General features: G+C 71.6%; 5 protein-coding genes and 1 pseudogene. 3 read left to right on the forward strand and 3 right to left on the reverse strand.

What is annotated here, in order from left to right:
• Window positions 1-269 precede the first annotated feature (269 nt).
• On the reverse strand, window positions 270-833 hold the full coding sequence (locus LCE31_RS36120) for an NAD(P)H-dependent oxidoreductase (RefSeq protein WP_225022121.1): 564 nt from the start codon (window positions 831-833) through the stop codon (window positions 270-272).
• A 120-nt stretch (window positions 834-953) separates the two neighbouring features.
• On the opposite strand from LCE31_RS36120, the gene LCE31_RS36125 reads away from it, so the two are divergent.
• Window positions 954-1,589, forward strand: coding sequence for a TetR/AcrR family transcriptional regulator (locus LCE31_RS36125; RefSeq protein WP_225022123.1), 636 nt, complete (start codon window positions 954-956; stop codon window positions 1,587-1,589).
• 267 nt (window positions 1,590-1,856) lie between these two features.
• Here LCE31_RS36125 and LCE31_RS36130 read toward each other — a convergent pair whose 3' ends face one another.
• Window positions 1,857-2,690, reverse strand: coding sequence for a class II aldolase/adducin family protein (locus tag LCE31_RS36130; protein ID WP_225022125.1), 834 nt, complete (start codon window positions 2,688-2,690; stop codon window positions 1,857-1,859).
• 306 nt (window positions 2,691-2,996) lie between these two features.
• Between LCE31_RS36130 and LCE31_RS36135 the strand changes: the two genes are divergently transcribed.
• Together LCE31_RS36135 and LCE31_RS36140 are read left to right on the forward strand one after the other, a co-directional pair.
• On the forward strand, window positions 2,997-3,845 hold the full coding sequence (locus tag LCE31_RS36135) for an IclR family transcriptional regulator (RefSeq protein WP_225022126.1): 849 nt from the start codon (window positions 2,997-2,999) through the stop codon (window positions 3,843-3,845).
• 125 nt (window positions 3,846-3,970) lie between these two features.
• Window positions 3,971-4,172 (forward strand): annotated as a pseudogene (locus tag LCE31_RS36140) (ABC transporter substrate-binding protein); the annotation flags it as partial.
• A gap of 145 nt (window positions 4,173-4,317) precedes the next feature.
• Here LCE31_RS36140 and LCE31_RS36145 read toward each other — a convergent pair.
• Window positions 4,318-5,052, reverse strand: a complete 735-nt coding sequence (locus tag LCE31_RS36145) for a DNA polymerase ligase N-terminal domain-containing protein (RefSeq protein ID WP_225022128.1) — start codon at window positions 5,050-5,052, stop codon at window positions 4,318-4,320.
• Between the last annotated feature and the right edge of the window lie 317 nt (window positions 5,053-5,369).

Below are 5,369 nucleotides of genomic sequence, written 5' to 3' on the forward strand. Positions count from 1 at the left end.
GTCTTGCTGGATGGGGCTGGTCGGGCGGGCGAGTCGTCTTGATGGACGGAGCCGGTCGGATGGGCGGGTCGTCCTGCTGGACGGGGACTCGCGGGCCTGAGCGGGGCCTCGTGGGCCTGAGCGGTCCTGGGGGCTCCTGTTCGGCGGACGAACCGTCCGGCCGGGACCCCGCCCCCACGGCATGGCGACGGGGGAATCCGATGCGGCACGCGGATCGGGCCGGCTCCGCCTGTGCGGAACCGGCCCGATCATGTGCGACTGGGGTTGCCTCAGGCGGCGGGGACCGCCTCCGCGGCCGCGACGACCTTCGCGACGACCTTCGGCAGCTGCTCCGCGACCTCGGCGTCGTCCTGCGGGTGGAGTTCGGCGAAGCGGACGACCGAGCCGGAGACCGACAGCTCGGCCTCCTCGACGACGACGCCGCCCGCGATACCGACCGACTTGCGGGTCTCGTCCTGCGCCCACTTGCCGCCGTACTGGCCGTAGGCGGTGCCGACCACGGCGACCGGCTTTCCGGTGAACGCGGAAGCGCCATAGGGGCGGGACAGCCAGTCGATCGCGTTCTTCAGCACGGCGGTGATGGTGCCGTTGTACTCGGGGGAGAACAGCAGGAAGGCGTCGGCGGAGCCGGCGGCCTCGCGCAGCTTGGTGGCGGCGGCGGGGACAGAGCCCTCGACATCGATGTCCTCGTTGTAGAACGGGACGTCGGCGAGGCCCTCGAAGATGGTGATCTCGGCACCCGCGGGGGCGTGCTTGACCGCGGCCTCGGCCAGCTGGCGGTTGTGCGAACCGCCGCGGAGGCTACCGACGAGAGCGAGGATGCGTACGGACACGACAACTCCTGAAGATGGTGGGCAATCCGGTCCGGTCGGATGGACCGGGGCGCTTATCTATGTGTAACACCTCAAGCGGACTGCGGTCCACTTTCTTCCCCGGCGGACTATCCTTTCGGCATGTCCTCGCATCCGCACAGCCCTGACGAACTCGCCGTGCTCGGACAGCCTCCGCGCGAGCGCGCGGACGCCGCCCGCAACCGGGCGCGACTGCTGGACGCTGCCGCGGAGCTGGTGGACCAGCACGGCGCGGGCCACGTCACCATGGAGGCCGTGGCCACCGCGGCGTGCGTGGGCAAGGGCACGCTGTTCCGCCGTTTCGGCGACCGCACCGGCCTGATGAACGCCCTGATCGACCACGCGGAGCAGGAGTACCAGCAGGCCTTCCTGACCGGACCGCCCCCGCTCGGCCCCGACGGCGATCCGCTGGAGCGGCTGGAGGCCTTCGGGATCGCCACCATCCGCTTCCACTTCCGCTACCTCGACGTGCTGCTCGCGGCGGAGCCGTGCGCGTCCAAACGATGTCTGGTGGCGCCCAGGATGCTGCGCGTCGCCCACGTCACCATGCTGCTGCGCCGGATCGGCGGCGGCGGGGACGCGGACCTGCTCGCGCAGACCCTGGTCGCCCACCTGGACCCGGTACTCCTCTACCACCTGAACAAGCAGCTGGGCGTCTCGACAGAGCGGATCGAACACGGCTGGCGGGACCTGGTCCAGCGAGTGACCGGCCGCCAACTCCCGCACGCGGCACCCTGATCCAGCCACCCGCAGGGCCGCGCCCAGTGAAGAGCGGGCCCGGCGCCAAGCGGTGAGGCCCGGTGCGAGGTGGCGCGGCGCGGGCCAGCATGAGGTGGCCCGGACCAGCGCCAGACGGTGAGACCCGGTGCGAGGCGGCCCGGCGCGGGCCGGTGCGGCGCGGCCCAGCGCGAGGTGACCCGGCCCTGCGGGGCGCCAGACGGTGCGGCCTGGTGCGGCCCGATGTGAAGCGGGCGCGCGGCAGGCCGGCGAACTCGGGGCCGTGGCTCAGATCCCGCCGAGACCCGCGTGGCGCAGCTTGGCCGTGTTCGCCCGCCACACCAGATCATCATTGAACCCGCCCCCGAGATCCGGCAGTTCCGCGATGTCGGCCTCCGGGAGTACGGGCGGGACACCGTGCGCACTCGCCGACAGGGTGATCTTCGCGAGCGCGTCGAGGTTCAACGCCCGCACCACCGCCTGCTGGACCGTCGTGCCCGTCGCCACGATGCCGTGTCCGCGCAGCACGCACACGGGCCGGTCGCCGAGCACATCGGCCAGCTCCCTGCCCAGGTCGGGGCGGGTGACGAGTACACCACGCGGGTAGACCGGAATCCCGTCGAGCGCCATCCGCATCGCCGGGATGTTGTATGCCCCGACGATCGGACGCAGTTCGAGCCCGCCCAGGTCCGCGGCGACGACCGACGGCGGGTGTACGTGCACCACAGCCCGTACGTCGGGCCGCGCCTTCAGCACCTCCTGGTGGATGGGGAGTTCGTTGGGCGCCTTGGTGCCTTCGGGCAGCCCGGACGCCGGCCCGTCCAGAGGGACGCGGTGCACATCAGCCCGCTCGGTGAACAGCAGCCCCCGCTCGCGCGGCCCCCGGCACCGGATGTGGAGGGTGCCGGGTGCGTCCGGGTCCCGGAGGCTGATGTGGCCGAGGATGTCCTCCGCCAGTCCCTGGAAGGCCAGGATGCGGCAGCCCAGCGCGATCAGCCCGGCGGGGTCCCCGGGCCCCCCGAGGTCCGCGGTGCCGTCGGCGTCCGGAGTGCAGGACCGCGACCGTTCCGTGTCCGCTTCTGTATCCGCTTCTGTGTCCGTATCGATGTCGGAGAGGCTCATGGCAGCGGCAACTCTTCTGCTCTGAAGAAACTTCTTCTTTCAAGGAGAACCGTCCCATCGTCTCTTCGCACAGGTCAAGGCCACCTCCTCAGTCCCTCACCCGGCCTCTGGCCAGGCGCTACGATTCCCTGCATGGCAGCGGCACGGGCTACATCGGGTGAACCGGCTGGCAGCCGGCCCGAAACCAAGGGCCGGTCCGGCACTGAGTCCCGGGCCCGATCCGGCACCCGCACGCCGCCCACCGACCCCGCGGCGCCCATCGACCCCGCGGCGCCCGGTGACCGCCGGGCGGCCGATGACCGCCCGGTGGCCGATGACCGTCCGGCGCCCATCAACCGCCCGGCGGCCGACGGCCCGGCGTACCCCATCGCGTCCGTCGACAACGCGCTCCGGCTCCTCCTGATGTTCCGCGACCACAAGCGGCTCAGGCTCTCTGAGGCCGCACAAGCGCTCGGCGTCGCCGACTCCACCGCGCACCGGCTCCTGGCCATGCTCATCCACCACGACTTCGTACGACGCGACAACGCACTGCGCGTGTACGTCCCCGGGCCCGCGCTGCTGGAGATCGGACTCGCGGCCGTACGCACCCTCGACATCCGCAACCTGGCTCGCCCCGTCCTCGCCGAACTGGCCCAGCAGGTCGGCGAGACGGTGCATCTGGCGCAGCTTGAAGGCGGCCGGCTCCGCTACCTCGCGGGAGCGGAGAGCGGACGCGCTCTACGAGTCGCCGACCGGACGGGACAGCTCATGCCCGCGCCTAGGACCGCCACCGGCAAGGCGCTGCTCGCCGAACTCACCGCGAGCCAGCTCGACGAACTCTTCCCCGTCCTCCCTTCCACCTCTACGGACGCCGCCTCCACGGACGCCACTGCCACCGCCACCACCACGGACGGACTCACGCGTCGCGAACGCGAGGAACTCGACGCCGAACTCTCCCTCGTACGGGAACGCGGCTACGCCACCAACTACCGCGCGGCCGAGGAGATCGTCTCCGTCGCCACCGTCGTACGGGACCACCGCGACATCGCGATCGCTGCGATCAACGCCTCCGCTCCGGCCACCCGCATGGACCGCAGGCGGCAGACGCTCGTCGTACGGCAGTTGCACGCGGCGGCGGCGCGACTCGAAGGCCTGCTGAGCAGCGCGGCGGCCTGACCGCCACTGTCACGACCACTGCCATGACCCGGGAACCCGTCCTCGGACCGGCACTGGAACCGCCGTGTCCGGCTCGCCTTTCCCCTCGGCCACCGACGCCCAATCCGCGATCAGGGCGGACTGCGCTGCGCTCCCACGGTGTGGCTCGGGCGCGAATCGCCGCGTCCTGGCCGCGCGCCGCGGTCGAAGGCACGCGCGGGCAGATCCGCTTCTCCCGCGCACGCAGGGCATGAGCGTCTGTGGCAATGGGCTTGGCCGCCGGCCCAAGGCGTCGACCGAGACCCCGCAGCACCCCGCCCCCGCTTCCGGGTCCTCCACGCGGGTTGAGAAAACGCAACGCCACCGCCGCATGCCCCCGTGCGCGTCCGCGTCCCTTCCTGCGTGGAGCGGCGCACGCTCTCGCAGCCTCGGCGTCAGCCTTGCCTTCGCCTCCCCTCCTGCACCCGTGGGTCCCTCAGCCGTGGCCTTCCCGTTACCCCTCACCGCCGCTGCTCTCGCTCCTCTCCTCCTCGCTCTCGCTGACATCGCGGGCGACCTGCTGCAAGGTGCGCCCCGACTGCGCCGACCGGGCCCTGCGCGGGTCCGGCGTGGGGTTGCCCGACCGGTCGGCCTTCGCGTCGGCCCGCTTCACCAGCAGCCAGGCTTCCTTGCCGTCGCCGTCATGGCCCGTGCCGTTCCCGCCCCGGAAGCGGGTGAGCACATAACCACCCTTGAGCTTCGCGCCATCGAGCCAGAAACTCGCGTGCCCGTGGGCCAAGGCCTCCGCGAACGGCGCCATTCCGCTCGCCGTACCCCCCTTGTCCAGGGGCTGGTAGGTGCCCGAGTCCCACACGATCACGGTGCCCGCACCGTACTGGCCGCCACCGATGACACCCTCGTACTCCCGGTACTCCAGCGGATGATCCTCCGTGGGCACCGCAAGCCGCTTGTCCCCTGGATCGGTGGAAGGTCCCTTCGGCACCGACCAGGACTTGAGCACCCCGTCCACTTCCAGACGGAAGTCGAAGTGCATCGTGCTCGCGTCGTGGATCTGGACCACGTACGACGGTGGATTCTCCGCTCCTTCATCCGCCCCAGCCGCGGCGCGGTTTCCCCGATCGGGACGCCCCTCGCTCCCGTCCGTCGCGCCGCCGTCCCCACTCGGCTCGCCCGTGGCGCTGAAATCGCGCTTGCCCCTATAGCGCTTCAGCGAGTCGTCCTTCGTCACAGGTGCCTCCTTCCAGACGAATCGGGCTTCCGTACAACTCAGGGCCCGAGTACCCCCTGGACGCCGCCCGTCTCAGCTCCGGACAAGGCCGTCAAACTTCCCTTCCCACCTCCCGATCTCTCCCACGGTCCCGACCCGCCGCGATCCCGGGGCCGCATACCCACGCCGCCTCGCCCGGACCGGGGCACCGGTCCATACTCCGGAGCCCGGGTCCGGAGTATGGACCCGGAATGGGGGCGTGGCCGGATGGAGGCCAGGCCGAGACGGGAGCCTTGGCTGGATGGAGGCTAAGGCGCGGCGGGGGCCGAGGCCGGGAT

The sequence above is a fragment of the Streptomyces sp. 8L genome, from assembly GCF_020176795.1.
Lineage (GTDB): Bacteria > Actinomycetota > Actinomycetes > Streptomycetales > Streptomycetaceae > Streptomyces.